The organism is Phyllobacterium sp. P5_D12, assembly GCF_054049495.1.
The window spans coordinates 1-546 of the sequence record NZ_JBFUMG010001188.1 but is presented as its reverse complement, the minus strand read 5'-3'; the positions used below and the strand labels follow the sequence as shown (position 1 = coordinate 546).

The window sequence follows — 546 nt, the reverse complement described above, 5'->3', positions numbered from 1 at the left end:
GGTCACCACAGGGCCATCCTGTTATCGTCCAAGCTGGCTCGTCGGAGCCGGGCAAGGATCTGGCGGCGCGCACCGCAGAAGCCGTCTTCACGGCGCACCAGAATATCGAGGATGCGCGCGCGTTCTACAGCGATGTCAAGGGGCGACTGGCGCGTTTTGGCCGTTCACCGGATGACCTTAAAATTATGCCTGGTATTTTCCCGGTTGTGGGCGAGACTGAATCGGAAGCCCGGGAAAAATTCGAGCAGATACAGGAACTCATCCATCCCATCGTCGGATTGTCACTGCTTAATGGCATAGGCGGCGATGTCGACCTGTCGAAATACCCGCTGGACGGACCGGTACCTGAAGTCACCGAAACCAATGGCAGTAAAAGCCGCCAAAAACTGCTGGTGGATCTCGCGCGTCGCGAAAACCTGACAATCCGTCAGCTTTACCTGCGCGTCGCCGGCGCGCGAGGCCACTGGCAAATCGTGGGGACCCCGACCCAAATCGTTGATCAGATGCAAGATTGGTTCACGACCGGTGCTGCCGATGGCTTCAATG

The 546-nt window shown here is 58.1% G+C and carries 1 protein-coding gene; it reads left to right on the top strand.

What is annotated here, in order from left to right; translation table 11 throughout:
* A partial coding sequence (locus ACXJ5O_RS29425; RefSeq protein WP_457302982.1) for an LLM class flavin-dependent oxidoreductase occupies window positions 1-546 on the top strand: 546 nt, incomplete at both ends.